17 protein-coding genes are annotated in these 16,711 nt (G+C 40.9%); 2 read left to right on the top strand and 15 right to left on the bottom strand.

Features of this window, described 5'->3' with window-relative positions; genetic code table 11:
• Positions 1-4: 4 nt before the first annotated feature.
• From csrA to Q91_RS04335, 6 genes are all read right to left on the bottom strand, one after another.
• Positions 5-190, bottom strand: coding sequence for a carbon storage regulator CsrA (csrA, locus tag Q91_RS04360; protein ID WP_015005673.1), 186 nt, complete (start codon positions 188-190; stop codon positions 5-7).
• Positions 191-302: 112 nt separating this feature from the next.
• Complete coding sequence (locus tag Q91_RS04355; protein ID WP_015005672.1) at positions 303-1,523, bottom strand: aspartate kinase; 1,221 nt, start codon at positions 1,521-1,523, stop codon at positions 303-305.
• 65 nt (positions 1,524-1,588) lie between these two features.
• A complete protein-coding gene (alaS, locus tag Q91_RS04350; protein ID WP_015005671.1) occupies positions 1,589-4,204 on the bottom strand; it encodes an alanine--tRNA ligase in 2,616 nt (871 codons plus the stop codon).
• Between the two features lie 17 nt (positions 4,205-4,221).
• Positions 4,222-4,623: a regulatory protein RecX gene (locus Q91_RS04345; protein ID WP_015005670.1), complete on the bottom strand. Its 402-nt coding sequence runs from the start codon at positions 4,621-4,623 to the stop codon at positions 4,222-4,224.
• Between the two features lie 56 nt (positions 4,624-4,679).
• Positions 4,680-5,708 carry a recombinase RecA gene (gene recA, locus Q91_RS04340; protein WP_015005669.1) on the bottom strand — a complete coding sequence of 343 codons (1,029 nt, stop codon included), beginning with the start codon at positions 5,706-5,708 and terminating at the stop codon, positions 4,680-4,682.
• 114 nt (positions 5,709-5,822) lie between these two features.
• Positions 5,823-6,323 carry a CinA family protein gene (locus tag Q91_RS04335; RefSeq protein ID WP_015005668.1) on the bottom strand — a complete coding sequence of 167 codons (501 nt, stop codon included), beginning with the start codon at positions 6,321-6,323 and terminating at the stop codon, positions 5,823-5,825.
• 64 nt (positions 6,324-6,387) lie between these two features.
• On the opposite strand from Q91_RS04335, the gene mutS reads away from it, so the two are divergent.
• Entirely contained in the window at positions 6,388-8,958 is a 2,571-nt protein-coding gene (gene mutS / locus Q91_RS04330; protein WP_015005667.1) for a DNA mismatch repair protein MutS, read from the top strand.
• On the opposite strand, the gene Q91_RS04325 is transcribed toward mutS, so the two are convergent.
• From Q91_RS04325 to ffh, 7 genes are all read right to left on the bottom strand, one after another.
• Complete coding sequence (locus tag Q91_RS04325) at positions 8,959-9,660, bottom strand: DsbC family protein (RefSeq protein WP_015005666.1); 702 nt, start codon at positions 9,658-9,660, stop codon at positions 8,959-8,961.
• Positions 9,661-9,738: 78 nt separating this feature from the next.
• Positions 9,739-10,629 (bottom strand): site-specific tyrosine recombinase XerD, encoded by an 891-nt coding sequence (gene xerD, locus Q91_RS04320; protein WP_015005665.1) that lies wholly within the window; start codon positions 10,627-10,629, stop codon positions 9,739-9,741.
• 166 nt (positions 10,630-10,795) lie between these two features.
• Complete coding sequence (gene rplS / locus Q91_RS04315) at positions 10,796-11,140, bottom strand: 50S ribosomal protein L19 (protein WP_015005664.1); 345 nt, start codon at positions 11,138-11,140, stop codon at positions 10,796-10,798.
• Positions 11,141-11,143: 3 nt separating this feature from the next.
• Entirely contained in the window at positions 11,144-11,905 is a 762-nt protein-coding gene (trmD, locus tag Q91_RS04310; RefSeq protein ID WP_015005663.1) for a tRNA (guanosine(37)-N1)-methyltransferase TrmD, read from the bottom strand.
• A 5-nt stretch (positions 11,906-11,910) separates the two neighbouring features.
• Complete coding sequence (gene rimM / locus Q91_RS04305) at positions 11,911-12,447, bottom strand: ribosome maturation factor RimM (RefSeq protein ID WP_015005662.1); 537 nt, start codon at positions 12,445-12,447, stop codon at positions 11,911-11,913.
• A 2-nt stretch (positions 12,448-12,449) separates the two neighbouring features.
• Positions 12,450-12,701, bottom strand: a complete 252-nt coding sequence (gene rpsP / locus Q91_RS04300; RefSeq protein WP_015005661.1) for a 30S ribosomal protein S16 — start codon at positions 12,699-12,701, stop codon at positions 12,450-12,452.
• A gap of 130 nt (positions 12,702-12,831) precedes the next feature.
• Positions 12,832-14,199, bottom strand: coding sequence for a signal recognition particle protein (gene ffh / locus Q91_RS04295; protein WP_015005660.1), 1,368 nt, complete (start codon positions 14,197-14,199; stop codon positions 12,832-12,834).
• A gap of 146 nt (positions 14,200-14,345) precedes the next feature.
• On the opposite strand from ffh, the gene Q91_RS04290 reads away from it, so the two are divergent.
• Positions 14,346-15,173 (top strand): inner membrane protein YpjD, encoded by an 828-nt coding sequence (locus tag Q91_RS04290; protein WP_015005659.1) that lies wholly within the window; start codon positions 14,346-14,348, stop codon positions 15,171-15,173.
• Here the strand turns inward: Q91_RS04290 and Q91_RS04285 are convergent.
• Both Q91_RS04285 and kdsB read right to left on the bottom strand, forming a co-directional pair.
• Complete coding sequence (locus Q91_RS04285) at positions 15,170-15,652, bottom strand: low molecular weight protein-tyrosine-phosphatase (protein ID WP_041230570.1); 483 nt, start codon at positions 15,650-15,652, stop codon at positions 15,170-15,172. The genes Q91_RS04290 and Q91_RS04285 overlap by 4 nt on opposite strands.
• Before the next feature lie 300 nt (positions 15,653-15,952).
• Positions 15,953-16,711 (bottom strand): 3-deoxy-manno-octulosonate cytidylyltransferase, encoded by a 759-nt coding sequence (gene kdsB / locus Q91_RS04280; RefSeq protein WP_015005657.1) that lies wholly within the window; start codon positions 16,709-16,711, stop codon positions 15,953-15,955.

The following is a 16,711-nucleotide window of genomic DNA, read 5'->3' as shown; positions in this document are numbered from 1 at the left end:
CTGACTATTTGTTACCGTCTGTACCTTTTTCATCTTGAATTTTATTATAAATCTCTTCACGATGAACAGTAACGCTTTTAGGTGCGTCAACTCCAATTCTTACTTGGTTTCCTTTTACCCCTAAAACGATGATAGAGACATCATCTCCAATCACAAGGGACTCACCAACTTTACGCGTTAATATAAGCATATTAGCTCCTTATTGCTTCTTCTTTGAAGCGTTGCCAACCAATTTATATATTTATTATTATTTGGCGTATTCTACCATAGCTAATTAAACTCAAACAGCTCTCAAGTGATGATTATTCACCTGACAGACCAAAAGATTCATGCAACGTACGAACCGCTAATTCTAAGTATTTTTCATCGACCACAACTGAAATTTTAATTTCTGAGGTTGATATCATTCGAATATTAATCCCTTCGTCTGCTAACGCTGTAAACATTTGACTGGCAATGCCTGCGTGCGAACGCATACCAACGCCCACGATCGATACTTTAACTATTTTATTATCGCCGTCAACATTTTTAGCCCCTAGCTCAGCGCAAATATTTTGTAATATCTGCATCGTTTTTTCATAATCATTTCTGTGGACTGTAAAGGTAAAATCTGTGGTTTTATCTTCCGCAATATTTTGCACAATCATATCAATTTCAATATTAGCATCTGAAATCGGTTTTAGAATTGCTGAAGCAACGCCAGGCATATCTGGCACGCCAGCCAAGGTTACTTTTGCCTCATCACGATTAAACGCAATCCCAGAAATTAATGCTTTTTCCATTTCATCGTCCTCATAAGTAATTAGCGTGCCTTCCCCCTCAACAAAGGTCGATAAAACACGTAATGGAACATTGTATTTACCCGCAAACTCTACAGAACGAATTTGCAAAATTTTAGAACCCAAGCTGGCCATTTCAAGCATTTCTTCGAAAGTAATTCTGTCCAATCTTCTTGCTTTTGGTTCAACCCTTGGGTCGGTGGTATAAACACCATCTACATCAGTATAAATTCTACACTCATCAGCCTTTAGCGCAGCAGCTAAGGCCACAGCTGTTGTATCTGAGCCCCCTCTCCCTAAGGTCGTTATTGCCCCGCTAGCCGTTACACCTTGAAAGCCTGCTACGACAACAATTCTATTGTTATCTAAATCTGCTTGAATGTTCGTTGTTTGGATTTCCTCTATACGAGCTTTCCCATGGGCGTCATCAGTCACTATTTTGACTTGCCCACCCGTATAAGACGTTGCTTCTTGACCCAGTTCTTCAAGCGCCATACACAATAGGGCTATGGTCACTTGTTCTCCAGTAGATAGTAATACATCCATTTGTTTCGCAGAGGGGCTGCGCTGCATTTGCTTTGCAAGCTCCGTCATACGGTTTGTTTCACCACTCATCGCTGACACCACAACAACTAAATCATGCTGTGTCGATTTTTTTTCTTGGACTAACTTTTTGGCAACACCTTTTATTTTTTCAGCAGTGCCTACGGAAGTGCCACCATATTTATGTACATGTAAACTCATCGTTGCTTCATCATATCTTGCGTAATTTATCGTCTGAACGTTGCTAGATTAGACCCTAATACTTATTAACTAGCATCCGTTAATTTTTTCTCAACCCAAGTTGGTACTGATTTTAAAGCACCCTCTAACGCAGCAAGATCATTACCGCCCGCCTGTGCCATATCCGCTCTGCCACCACCTTTACCACCGACCTGTAAAGCGACGGAATTAACCAACTCACCCGCCTTTATACGGTCAGTTTGATTTTTAGAAACACCCGCTATTAACGTGATTTTTTCACCCTGTGTTGTAGATAGAACAACCGCTGCATTGCCTAATTTGTCTTTTAATTGGTCTACTAAATCACGTAACGTTTTATTGTCTGCACCCTCAATATTGGCAGCCAACACATTAAGCCCATCAATTTGTACTGCTTGGTTTTGCAAATCACCACTGGCTGCTGTTGCTAATTGACCTTTTAATTGTTCTAGTTCTTTTTCAAGTGCTTTATTTTTATCTTGAATTTGAACAACCTTCTCTAATGCAGATTCACGATTACCTTTAACCACTTTGGCAATTTTTTGCAGTAGCTCATCACCCTGCTCTACCCATGATAACGCGCCTTCCCCAGCGATAGCTTCTATACGACGTACGCCCGATGCAATCCCTGTTTCAGAGAGTATCTTAATTAAGCCAATATCACCTACCCGATTGACATGCGTACCACCACATAACTCTGTGGAAAACTCACCCATTTTCAAGACCCGGACTTTATCGCCATACTTTTCACCAAACAGTGCCATAGCACCGTTAGCGATGGCTGTTTCTTGATCGGTGACTTGTGTTTGCACCTCTTCATTAAAGCGAATCTGTGCATTAACTAAACGCTCAATTTCTTGAAGCTGAGCAGCTGTAATGGGCTCGAAGTGGCTAAAATCAAAACGTAGTCTGCTTGCTTCAACCAGCGAGCCTTTTTGTGTAACGTGTTCACCCAGCACTTTACGAAGAGCTGCGTGTAAAAGGTGTGTCGCCGAGTGATTAGAGGCCGTTGCTTGTCGATTATTCTTATCGACTACAGCGCGTACAACCTGCTCGCTTTTAAACTCACCCTTGCTGACTTGACCAATATGGAAATAGGCATCTGCCCTTTTTTGAACATCTATCACATCAAATATTGCCGTTGGTGTAGTAATCTGTCCATGATCGCCAGCTTGACCGCCTGACTCTGCATAAAAAGGCGTTTTATCTAACACTAAATAACCGCTTTCGCCCTCACAAATTGTCGAACTTTGTTCACCATTTTTATAAATAGCTTCCAGTTTGGATTCTGCTTGCAGCGACTCATAGCCAATAAACTCAGTTGCTTGTGTTAAATGCGGTAAATCGGGGCCATCTGCAGAAAATGAACTGGCTGACCTTGCACGTTCACGTTGAGCTTCCATGGCTTTTTCAAAACCATCGAAGTCTACAGTTAAGCCATTCTCTCTTGCATAATCAGCGGTTAAATCAACGGGAAAACCATAGGTATCATAGAGTTTAAAAGCCGTTTCACCGGTAATCAGTTTATCTTTTAATGATTGCGTACCATCTTGTAAAAGCTTCATTCCTTGCTCTAACGTTTCAGCAAAACGTTGCTCTTCTTTTAGCAAGATATTACTCACCATATCCGCTTTTTCAGTTAATTCAGGATACGCTGAGCCCATTTGCTCCACTAAGGGTTGCACGAGCTTATGAAAGAAGACATCTTTCATATCCAATTTATAGCCGTGTCGAATGGCTCGGCGAATAATACGCCTTAACACATAACCGCGACCTTCATTAGAAGGTTGCACACCATCTACGATAAGAAATGCACATGAGCGAATATGGTCAACTAAAACACGTAAAGAAGTATGACTTGTATCTTTTGTGCCCGTTAATGTTGCTGCATTTTTAATGAGAGATTTAAACAACTCAATATCATAATTATTGTGGACGCCTTGCAAAACAGCTGCCACACGCTCCAAACCCATACCTGTATCAACAGAGGGCTTTGGTAATGGTGTTAACTCGCCTTTATCATTACGATCGTACTGCATGAAAACTAAATTCCATATTTCGACGTAACGATCACCGTCTTCTTCTGGTGTGCCGGGGGGGCCTCCGGCAACCTGCTCACCATGATCATAAAATATTTCAGAACATGGGCCACACGGACCCGTCTCGCCCATTGACCAGAAGTTGTCTTTTGCACCAATTCTTGACAAGCGGTCCGCATCGACGCCGACTTCATTTAGCCAAATATCAGCAGCTTCTGTGTCTTCATCAAAAACGGTCACCCATAGTTTTTCAGCAGGAATACCAAGTTCCTCAACAAGGAAATCCCATGCATATTTAATAGCATCACGTTTAAAGTATTCACCAAAACTAAAATTGCCCAGCATTTCAAAAAAGGTGTGATGACGCGCCGTGTAACCAACATTTTCAAGGTCGTTATGCTTACCACCCGCTCTAACACAACGCTGCGAAGAGGTCGCCATCGTGTATGAACGCTTTTCTTCTCCAAGGAAAACGTTTTTAAACTGCACCATACCCGCATTAGTAAACAATAGCGTTGGGTCGTTTCCAGGCACCAACGAGCTAGACGGAACAATCTGATGTCCGCGTTTTTCAAAATATGTCAAAAAGGCTGATCTAATTTCAGCACTGCTTAAATTTTTCATCTCGTTTAAAACCTGCATTAAGACAATTGATTAAACAATTGCCGAATCATCTCGTTGGTATACCCTTTATGTTGAAAGAAGCGTGTACGTTTTGCCCGTTCTTTCATATCTTTTGGCGGTTGATGCCCGTATTTCTTAGTATGTAATTCGCTTAATAATGCTTGCCAATCAGGTGGCTCATCAAACACGGTGTCAATATTGACTTCAACGCCTCTTTGCTTTAATTCGTATTCTATTCGAGTTGGCCCAAAACCTTTATAAACCCTTGAACGACTGTAACTCTCTGCAAACCGTTGATCACTTTGCCAATTTAATTCAATAAACTCTTCTAATAAGCGCTCAATATCATCTTCATCAAAACCTTTTCCTGTGAGCTTTTGAATAAGTTCTAGCTGACTATGTTCACGCCTAGCCAGCATAGCAAGGCAGCTCGCTCTTAGCTTTGATAGCTCTCTTTTCTTATCTTCACTCAGGCTTACTCACCTTCATCAATTAATTTTTCTTTCTGCTCTTTTTTAGGTAACAAAGCATCCCTAATGTTTGCCTCTAGTTCGGCTGATTTATCAGGGTTTTCCTTAAAGAAACTTTTGGCATTGTCCTTACCTTGGCCAATTTTAGCACCGCCATAGCTGTACCAAGAGCCTGCTTTTTCAACAAGGTCTAAGCTCACACCTAAGTCAACCAGTTCGCCCTCACGTGAAATTCCTTCACCATACAAAATTTCAAATAATGCCTGTTTAAATGGTGGCGCTACCTTATTTTTTACAACCTTTACACGTGTATCATTACCTAATATTTCATCACCTTTCTTAATCGCACCGATACGACGAATATCTAAACGAACTGATGAATAAAACTTCAATGCGTTACCGCCTGTTGTGGTCTCTGGGTTGCCAAACATTACGCCAATTTTCATTCGAATTTGGTTAATAAATACTACCAAGGTATTTGAGCGTTTGATATTACCTGTTAACTTTCTAAGCGCTTGAGACATTAAGCGGGCTTGCAGGCCAACATGGTGATCTCCCATATCCCCTTCGATTTCAGCTTTTGGTGTTAAAGCCGCTACTGAGTCAACAACAACCATATCAACAGCGCCAGAACGTACTAACATATCTACAATTTCTAAGGCCTGTTCACCCGTATCAGGTTGCGAAACGAGCAATTCATCCATATTCACACCAATTTTATCGGCATAAATAGGATCTAGAGCATGCTCTGCATCAACAAAGGCCGCTGTACCACCTGCTTTTTGACATTGAGCAATGGTTTCTAAAGTTAACGTTGTTTTACCAGAGGATTCAGGACCGTAAATTTCAACAATACGCCCACGTGGCAAGCCACCAACACCTAAGGCAACATCCAATGCAATTGACCCAGTTGAATAGGTTCCAATATCAGGAATGGTTGAACCATCGCCCATTCGCATGACTGACCCTTTACCGAATTGTTTCTCGATTTGAAGTAATGCCGCACTCAGCGCCTTTTTCTTATTTTCATCCATTTTTTATCCCCTTAAAGGCTTCCACATCCTGTAAAAGCTAGTTATCGTCAATAATCTTGAATTATCACACATCCTTAAGATGAGCACATAATGAAATCACTATTTTATGGTGGCTTATTGACTTAGATGATCAACCAATAATGTTAATGCCGTTAGCAAGGCTTGTTGCCGGACTTGATCTCGAGTTCCTTCAAAATTTTTCTTTATTGAATATGTCTCATAAGGCGATGCTTTAAGCCCAAACCAGACCAAACCAACGGGTTTTTCTAGTGTGCCGCCAGATGGTCCAGCAACCCCAGTAATAGATACTGATATGGATGAGTTAAACGCCTCAATCACACCTTCAGCCATCTGTTCAGCTACCTCCTGACTAACCGCACCATATTGATCAAGGTTTTTTTTATTCACATCGATTAACCGCTGCTTTGAATCATTGCTATAGCTCACCACGCCGCCTAGAAACCATTCGCTACTACCTGCTAAGTCTGTCAGTATTTTTGAAAGCCAGCCACCTGTGCAGGATTCTGCAACAGCCAGTGTTTTATTCTTTTCAATGAGCAAGCCAGCCAATTTTTCCGCTAATAAGCCTGCTTCGTTTAATATCGAATCTGTCATTCACCACTACCTAATTTTTTTATTACAATTTACCGAATACCTGCAAGGTTGTTACACTATCACGATGCCTAAAAGTACCCCTACAAAAAAAGCCATCACTCCGATGATGCAACAATATTTGCGCATCAAAGAGGATCACCCCAATACTCTTTTATTTTACCGTATGGGGGATTTCTATGAACTGTTTCTTGATGATGCCATCAAAGCGTCTAATATACTGGGCATCACATTAACCAGTCGTGGGCAAATTGAAAACAAGCCTGTTCCTATGGCTGGCATCCCTCATCATGCTGCCGATGGTTACATCGCTAAACTATTAAAAGCCAGTGAATGCGTTGCAATTTGCGAGCAAATTGGTGACCCTGCCACGTCTAAAGGACCTGTTGAACGCAAGGTTGTTCGCGTTATTACCCCAGGCACCTTAACCGAAGACTCACTACTCGACTCTCATTGCGATAGTTTGCTTTGCGCCGTTTTCGAACAAAAAAAACAATACGGTTTAGCAACACTTGATCTAGCTAGCGGGCGTTTTTTATTACAAGAAATAGATCATGAAGCATCGCTAAAAACCGAATTAGCGCGAATTAATCCAGCTGAAATATTAATAAGTGAAGACAGCTCTTTATCAACACTGTTAGCAACGCATAAAGGCCTAAATTTAATGGCTGATTGGCACTTCGATCAGCAAACAGCTACTCGACTGTTAAATAAACAGTTTGGCACCCAGGACCTAAAAGGCTTTGGCTGCCATGCGATGACACTTGCACTAAGTGCAGCCGGTGCATTACTACAGTACCTAAAAGATACGCATCAATCATCGCTACCGCATTTACAATCCATTAAGGTCATTCAACAAACAGATTTCATTACCCTTGATGCAGCAACGCGTCAGCACCTTGAATTGGACTATCACCCAAGCGGTAATATGCATTTCACCTTATTTGGTTTACTTAACCGTTGCAAAACCACAATGGGAACACGTCTTTTACGGCGCTGGATTCATTTACCATTACGTGATCAGAGCATCATAAAGCACCGCTATTTAGCCGTTGAACAATTACAAACCCAAACAATAATTGACCAGCTACAAGCAAGCCTTAAACAAACCGGTGATATTGAACGAATCACAAGCCGAATCGCATTATTAACGGCTAGACCTCGTGACCTTGTGGTTTTACGTGACACACTAAAGGCAGTTCCTGCTATCCAAAACACCTTAGCTAACCTCGATGCACCACGCCTAAAAACCTTACTTGATCAAACTGGCAACCACCAAACATTAGCCGAGCTCTTAGATAAGGCGATTGTTGACAACCCCCCAGTCTTAATACGTGATGGCGGTGTGATCGCCAATGGTTATGACGAGAAACTCGACGAACTTAAAAACATCAGTGCGAATGCTGATCAGTTTTTACTAGAGATCGAACTAAAGGAACGTGAATTTAGTCAAATTAGTACGCTAAAGCTTAACTATAACCGTGTGCATGGCTACTATATTGAAGTGCCTCGTTCTCAAGCCAACAAGGTACCTGATTACTTCATTCGAAAGCAAACCCTAAAAAATGTTGAGCGCTATATTACGCCTGAACTAAAAACATTTGAAGACAAAGTATTGCATGCAAAAGAACAAGCTTTATCTTATGAAAAAGAGCTATATAACGCCCTACTTTTAAGCATGGCCCCACAACTTAGCGCATTACAATCATGTGCTGAAGCGCTTGCTGAGATAGACTTACTGACAAATTTCGCAGAACGTGCTGCCACTTTAAATTTTAATCAACCTTCTTTAAGTAATACTGCTGGCATATCAATTAAACAAGGCCGGCACCCTATTGTAGAAAGTGTTATCGACACGCCGTTTATTGCTAATGATATTGAACTAAATTCTAGCCAAAAAATGCTCATTATTACGGGGCCAAATATGGGCGGAAAATCAACTTATATGAGGCAAATAGCCTTATTAACGCTGATGGCACACATTGGGTGTTACATTCCGGCATCAGAGGCCCATTTTGGCCCTATTGATCAAATTTTTACGCGTATTGGAGCAACTGACGATCTTGCCAGTGGGCGCTCAACCTTTATGGTAGAGATGTCGGAAACAGCTAATATCTTGCATAACGCCAGTGACAAAAGCTTAGTTTTGATGGATGAAATTGGCCGAGGAACCAGTACTTTTGATGGCCTTTCACTGGCTTGGGCATGTGCTGATTATCTGGCAAATAAAACTCAACCGTTCACCTTATTTGCCACGCATTATTTTGAAATGACATCTCTGCCCGAGTCAGCCCCCACAGCCAAAAATGTCCACTTAGATGCTATTGAGCACGGCGACCACATTGTCTTTTTACATGCCGTTAAAGACGGTGCAGCCAATCAAAGCTACGGGCTACAAGTTGCCGCTTTAGCAGGCGTGCCTAAAACAGTTATCAGCAATGCTCGCCTAAAACTGGCAAGCCTTGAAAACCAGCAAAGCAACTTAGAAAACCCCACACAAACGCATACGCAATTTGATATTTTCAACACGGCTAATAACCAAGCCACTACTGATTTTATTGAACAGCTGTCACCCGATGATTTAAGCCCCAAAGAAGCGCTAGAGGCCTTGTATCAGTTAAAGTCTTTAACGAATTAATTACCAGCCTAAGTGCTGAATCAAATCGTTAGCCGGAACAAAGCCTGGCACCATGGTGCCATCATCAGCAATGATAGCCGGTGTACCAGTAACACCGAAAACTTGCGCGATTCTCATGTGCTCATCAACTGGGTTTTCACACGTTTTATCAACCACTTTGTTGTTTAATTTTGCATCTGTTAACGCTTTATTTCTATCCTTTGCACACCAGACCGACACCGCTTTATGGTAAGACTCTGTATTTGGACCCGAACGTGGGAAAAACATATAGCGTACGGTCATTCCAGCATCCGTATAATCGTTGATTTCGGCATGTAGTTTTCGGCAATAACCACAGTCAATATCTGAAAAAATGGTAATAACATGTTTTTCATTTTTAGCCGGAAAAACAATCATCTTTTTTTCATCTATCTTTGCCATCTCTGATTGACGAGCAGTTTTTAACGCAGAATCTGTCATATTTTCACGACTGACTAAATCAACCATTTCACCTTGAAGAATATACCGTCCATCCTCAGATGCATAAACAACCCTAGCCCCTATCAATACCTGATACAGACCCTCTATAGGTGTTTTAGAAACATGGTTCTCCATAATATTTGGTATCACTTTAGATAAGCCTGTGACAACAGAAGCCTCATCTGCCAAAACCGGTGCACTACAACACGCTAATAAAAACCAACCAAGCAAAACCTTATTCATCTACAACACCTTCTTTATTCATCTGTGATGGTATTAAACACGTTTAAAGATAAAAAGCATACCAGCGGCGTTAACTTTTTAACCTCTAGGGTGAAACCGTTCGTGGATATCTTTTAAACGTTCTTTAGCAATATGGGTATAAATTTGTGTTGTTGACAAGTCACTGTGACCAAGCAATAACTGAACAACTCGCAAATCTGCTCCATGATTTAACAAATGTGTAGCAAAAGCATGACGCAACGTATGTGGCGAAATATCTTTATGAATATCTGCTTTCGCCGCATAACGTTTGATGATGTACCAAAAAGCCTGACGCGTCATCCCTCCGCCACGATTAGTTGGGAACACAACGTCCGCTTTTTTGTCACCCAAAATATCTAAACGCCATCGCTCAATAAACGTTTGCAACCAATCCAACGCTTCTTCACCGACTGGGACTAAACGTTCCTTATTGCCTTTACCAGTTACTCTAACTAGTCCCTGTCTAAAGTTTATTTCTGATAGCGCCAAGCCCACTAACTCAGTAACCCTCAAACCACTTGCATACAGTAATTCAAGCATTGCCCGATCTCTATACCCCAGCGCCGTAGAAGTATCTGGTGCGTTTAACAGGCCCTCTACATCTGCTTCAGATAAGGTTGATGGCAAACTTCTAGCAAGCTTTGGCGCATCAATTATCGCAGTGGGGTCTTCGATTATCACAGCCTCACGTATTAAGTAAGAATAGAAACGTTTTAAACTAGATAAAAAACGCGCTGAAGAGCGAGCCGAGACCCCCTGGGCTAATCGATCGGCTAGGTACGAAGATATATCCGATGACTCTATTGTCAATAAGCTCTTACGCTGTTTAAGTAACCAACTAGAAAAAGATGTTAAATCAGTTTTATACGCCGCTAAAGTATTATCACTTAGGCCATATTCAACCCATATGTTATCAAGAAATGAAACAATATATTCTTTATCACTCAAGCAGCAGGCCTTTCAGCTATTAAAAAACATATCATATCAATAAAAACTCAGCTAATTCACATAAACCACATGCATAAAAAAAGGCCAGTACATCGGCCTTTTTTTATGTGTCTGCTAACGATTAACTAATCGTCATTAAAGCAACTTAGTTACTTTAAATATAATGCTATAGCTTTTCTTTAATACGAGCCGCTTTACCACGTAACTCACGAAGATAATAAAGTTTCGCACGTCTAACTGAACCACGTCTTTTCACTTCAACACCAGCAATCAATTTACTATATGTTTGAAAAACACGCTCAACACCTTCGCCGTGTGAGATTTTACGAACTGTAAATGCTGAATTTACACCACGATTACGTTTTGCAATCACAATCCCTTCAAACGCCTGAATACGCTCTGTGGTGCCTTCTTTAACTTTAACCTTCACAACGACCGTATCACCTGAACTAAATGCAGGCAATTCATTAGTCATTTGTTCCGCTTCAATTTGTGCAATTATATTACTCATTTTTTATTCCTTAGTTTTAACTCTTTGATTATTTGATTCTTTTATAAACTCGTCAAGTAACGACTGTTGGTGCTTATTTAAGACAATTTTGTCTAATAAGTCAGGTCGTTTTTGCCACGTTTTTCCTAACCGCTGTTTTTCTCGCCATTGAGCAATTTTTTCATGGTGCCCACTTAACAACACACTTGGTACTGACTTTCCTTCAAACTCATCTGGTCGCGTATAGTGAGGGTGATCTAACAAACCCTCAACAAACGAGTCTTCAACAGCCGAACATTCGTGCCCTAACACCGTTGGTAAGCTCCTAGACACTGCATCTATCAATACCAATGCAGGTAACTCACCACCACTCAGTACAAAATCACCAATCGACCATTCTTCATCGATATAATCTTCTAGCAGCCTTTCATCAACACCTTCATACCGACCCGCCAACAACACTAGATGTGAGAATTCAGCCAAATATTCAACACCTTGTTGATCTAGTTTTCGCCCCTGAGGACTTAAATAAATCACCTTTGATGGCTTATCAACCTGTCTTACCGCTGTTTGTATTGCTTTTTTCAACGGTTCGACCTTCATCACCATGCCAGGACCTCCCCCAAAAGGGCGATCATCTACCGTTCGGTGTACATCTTTCGTAAAATCCCTAGGGTTCCACGTTTTTAACTGCACCTTACCAGCGTCTATCGCTTTACCAACAACACCCATAGATGCCGCTTGCTCAAACAACTCAGGAAATAACGTTATAACATCAAAACGCATGGACGTTAAAAGTCTAACTCCCAATCAACAACCATCTGTTGCGCTTCCAAATCAACAGACTTTACTACCTGGCCTGTAACATAAGGGATTAACCGCTCTTTATCTCCCTTAACAACAATAACGTCATTCGCTCCGGTTTCAAGCAAATGATCAATCATTCCAAAATCATCTCCTTTTGTTGAGACAACTTTCAAACCAATCAGGTCAGACCAGTAATACTCATCTTTCCCTAAGGTTGGCAACTGATCTGGCTTAATATAAATATCAGAACCTACCCACAATTCAGCCTCATTTCTATCATCAACACCCTCTAATTGGACGATGATTGTTTTTCCGTGTGGCTTACCTGCTTTTATTTTAACTTGCTTACGAACCTTGTTTCGCTCTATATACCAAGGTTGGTAAGACAGTATATTTTCTTTTTTATCTGTGTTTGCGTAGACCTTTAACCAGCCTTTAACGCCAAACACACCAGAGATATTCCCTAGTTTTAGCCAGCTGTTTTCTTTCTGTATTTGTTCTGTTTTTGTTACTTGTGTCACCTTTAAGCGGCAGTTTCAGCAGCCTCTTTTACAAGCTTTGCAACACGCTCGCTTGTTTGGGCGCCTTGAGCAACCCAATGGTCTACACGATCAGTATCGAGTGTTAAACGAACTTCGCCACCAGTAGCTCTTGGGTTGTAATAACCCACTCTTTCGATGTATCGACCATCGCGACTTCTGCGACTATCTGCAACAACAACGTGATAGAAAGGACGTTTTTTCGCGCCAGTTCTTGAAAGACGTATCTTTACCATTTATTTTCCTTAAATTCTGTTTTATAAATCTTAATTAGGTTAACTCGTTAATTCTACGCGAATTATTTAATTTGGTGAAGTTTTTTTCATTATTCCACCTAATAATTACTAAAATTCGATGCCTTTGCAGTTATTGGAAAGGGAAACCTTGCCCTTGCCCCATCTGACCTTTCAATCCACGCATCATTTTGGCCATGCCGCCTTTTGACATTTTTTTCATCATTTTTTGTGCCTGCTTGTACTGTTTCATAAGTTTATTAACATCTTGAACTTGTAAGCCTGCACCTGCCGCAATTCGCTTTCTTCTTGAACCATTAATCAAAGTTGGAAATATTTTTTCCTTTTTGGTCATGGAGTTAATTAATGCAATTTGTCTTGTAAACTCTTTATCATTGACTTGGCTTTTCACATTTTGGGGAACATTCGACATACCAGGAATTTTATCCATCATTGCACTCATACCACCCATTTCCATCATTTGACTTAATTGATCTTTATAATCGTCTAAATCAAACCCTTTACCTTTTTGAATTTTTTTTGCTAACTTCTCAGCCTTGTTTTTATCAACTTTGCGTTCAATCTCTTCAACTAAACTTAACGCATCGCCCATACCTAACAAGCGTGAAGCCACTCGATCAGGGTGGAAAGGCTCTAAAGCATCTATTTTTTCACCAACCCCTAAAAACTTAATCGGCTTACATGTTATTTGACGAATAGATAAGGCAGCACCGCCTCTTGCATCACCATCTGTTTTAGTTAACACGACCCCCGTCAACGGCAACACATCATTAAATGCCTTTGCCGTATTTGCGGCATCTTGCCCGGTCATACTATCGACAACAAAAAGTGTTTCAGCAGGATTAGCAGCCATATGAACCTGACGAATTTCATTCATCATTTCATCATCCACATGTAAACGACCCGCCGTATCAACAATCAACACATCGCTAAATTCCTTTTTTGCTTGTGCAATTGCGTTATTGACAATATCAACTGGTTTTTGCTCGGCTGAACTTGGGTAAAAACCCGCCCCTACTTCTGTCGCTAATGTTTGTAGCTGATCAATTGCAGCAGGGCGATACACATCAGCACTAACTACCATTACTGATTTTTTGTGGCGCTCCATTAACAGACGAGACAATTTAGCAACCGTTGTGGTTTTACCTGACCCTTGCAAACCAGCCATCAAAATGACGACCGGTGGAGTAGCCGACAGGTTTAATGACTCATTGCCATCGCCCATCGTTTTAACTAATTCGTCATTAACAATTTTGAGCAACGCTTGACCAGGTGACAGACTTTGCATCACCTCTTGACCTAACGCTTTTTGCTTAACTGTATCAGTAAAGGCTTTAACGACTGGAAGAGCGACATCTGCTTCCAACAAGGCCATTCTGACCTCGCGCATTGTGTCTTGAATATTGTCTTCTGTTAAACGCCCTTGCCCCCGGATATTTTTAAAGGTGGCATTAAGACGGTCTGTTAAGTTATCAAACATGATTATTACCTTAAAAATGTATTAGTGGTATTTTCGCACGTCTTTACGTCCTGTGCAGTTGATTTTATAGCTTAAAAGTCAGATAAAGAGATAATTTTGAACATCAGTACTTCTACCAAACGGTGCTTTATGACACACTATCGTTTATGCTTTTTTCCCTTACGATTTTTAATACCTTAACCGTTGTTAGCGCCCTTTTATACATTATTGGCGCCTGTCTTATTGTTGTTAATCTAAATAGCACAGAGCCTACGTTTAAGAGCCAACGTCAATGGGTCTTAATCTCTGCTATTTTAGCCATTGTTATACATACATCACTGGTTGCCCATAGCTATAGCGTCAACCAAATTATTGCCAACGATTTATTTAGCATGCTTTCATTGGTTTTTTTGGTGATCGGTTTATTATTTATTATCTCAGCAGCAAATCAATCTATAGAGACTCTATCGATTATTATTTTTCCTTTTTCTGCGCTCGCTGTTTTACTAAACTTTAATAATGCATCACCACCCTTACCAACTAGCAACCTAGATGGTGGTTTACAAGCGCACATCATTTTATCCGTTTTATCGTACAGCTTATTAACTGTTGCCGCGTTTCAATCCATTCTGCTTTCGCTTCAAGAAAAACAATTGCATAACCGTCACCCAAGTCGATTAATCAATTGTTTGCCGCCTATGCAACTGATGGAAAGCCTACTGTTTAGAACCATCTTTTTAGGTATGCTTTTGTTAACCTTTGCTCTTGCAAGTGGCTTTATTTTTCTTGATGATATTTTTGCCCAACATTTAGTTCATAAAACCTTCCTATCAATTATTGCTTGGGTTTTATTTGCCGCATTATTAGGTGGCCGATATTTTTTTGGTTGGCGTGGACAAAAGGCAGTTAAGTGGACCTATGGTGGTTACTTTGCTTTGATGTTAGCTTATTTTGGCAGTAAGTTCGTCTTACAAATGCTCTTAAATCAAGGTTAACGCGTCAGCTTTTCTTCCAATTCCAGCATCAAACCTTCACAAGCATCCTCAATCAAATCTAATACTCGCTCAAAACCATTTCCTTGACCATAATATGGGTCAGGCACTTCCTTAAGCGATGTGCGTGTTGCAAAGTCCAATATAAATTTAATCTTATGCCGGTGCTTTTTCGGGCACGATTCTAAAGTTAAATAGTAGTTATCTTTGTCTGCCACCAGCAAATAATCAAACTCTTCAAAATCATAATCATCTAACTGTCGTGCTTTTAAATCGTGCAAATCAATGCCACGTTCATGCGCCGCTTGTACTGACCTTGGATCAGGACTTTTACCGATGTGATAAGCATGCGTCCCAGCCGAGTCCACATGAATTGAATGCTGAAACCCTTTTGCCTTGACCATTTCTCGAAAAACACCATGAGCAGTCGGGGACCTGCAAATATTACCCATGCAAATAAAGAGTACTTTTATTGCTTCCATATCACCTTGAAAACTAATTAATCGTTTAAATTTATACAAATAGCGAAAACACATTGCTAACTAGTTACAAATTCAATCATTCTAATAAGCATGCCATTCGCTTTATATTAGCACTGACATGGTCATCGACCAAAAGTCACGACAGTTCACTTCTCAACCAGCACATTGAGTTGCACATCAGCACGGTTTTGCGATTGATCTGGAGCTACACGACAACATGCGTATACAGTTTATAAATTTGAACCTTTTTAGGCACTCAAGAGCTAGAAACAGCTCCACGTATAATATTATGCGTTGTTATTACACGCTCAATAATGCATTAATTCTATCTAAATCAGCCTGTGTATCCACTCCAGCTTCAGGCACTTTCTCTACCGCAGGCACGATAATTCTCTCGCCTTGGTACAAAATCCTCAGCTGTTCAAGCGATTCAATTTGTTCAAGTGCACATACAGGCCATGTAATATAACGCCTCAAAAAGCCGGCGGTATAACTATAAATACCGATGTGTCTAAAATGCTCACCTTGGCCACTGCCTGCTTTAACAGGAAATGCATCACGATCCCAGGGAATAGGGGCTCGGCTAAAATACAGTGCATACCCCTTTGCATCACGAACCACTTTTACCGCATTCGGGTTAAAAACTTCTGCCAATTCAAAGATAGGGGCGCATAAACTAGCTACTTGAGCCACCTCTTGCTCCATTAACGCTATTGCAGCTCGCTTGATTAATTCTGGTGGGATTAGCGGTTCATCACCTTGGCAATTTACCACTACCGTGTCATCCTTCCATTGCAGTGTATTCGCGACTTCGGCTAAACGTTCTGTGCCACTGGTATGTTTTGCAGATGTCATCACCGCATTAAAGCCGGCTTGTTTAACACAGTCGACAATACGCTCATCATCCGTTGCCACGACAACTTCTTGCGCTCCCGCTAAGGAGGCCTTCTCGCAAACATGTAAGATCATCTCTTTTCCAGCTATCTTTAATAGTGGTTTGCCGGGCAGCCGAGATGAACCATAACGGGCAGGAATTACAACTTTAAAGGTATTCACCAT

The sequence above is a fragment of the Cycloclasticus sp. P1 genome (genome assembly GCF_000299965.1).
Taxonomy (GTDB): domain Bacteria; phylum Pseudomonadota; class Gammaproteobacteria; order Methylococcales; family Cycloclasticaceae; genus Cycloclasticus; species Cycloclasticus pugetii.
This window is presented reverse-complemented; position numbering and strand designations above follow the sequence as displayed.